The sequence below is a fragment of the Cellulomonas sp. GbtcB1 genome (assembly GCF_019091725.1).
GTDB lineage: Bacteria > Actinomycetota > Actinomycetes > Actinomycetales > Cellulomonadaceae > Cellulomonas.
Genome location: NZ_JAGXJG010000483.1, coordinates 1 through 241, shown reverse-complemented (window position 1 = coordinate 241; position 241 = coordinate 1). Strand labels below are relative to the sequence as shown.

The 241-nt window shown below is 83.4% G+C and carries 1 pseudogene; it reads right to left on the bottom strand.

Annotated elements, in window-relative coordinates:
* Positions 1-241: pseudogene (locus KVT14_RS21105) on the bottom strand (hypothetical protein); the annotation flags it as partial.

The window sequence follows — 241 nt, the reverse complement described above, 5'->3', positions numbered from 1 at the left end:
GCGCCCGCCAGCAGCACGGGGCCGTCCCCCGCGGGAGACGACGGGGGCGGACCGCCCGGGGCCAGCACGGACAGCGTGACGGTGCCCGAGGCCACGGGGGTGCCGACGGCACGGACGGCGGCCGCGTCGGGGGAGGCCCCGCCGACGGGGGAGGACGCGGTGGTGGCCGGCGCTGGCGCGGTCGGACCCGGGGCACGGCCCGCGGTGCACCCGGCGAGCAGCAGCGACCCGAGCAGGGCGG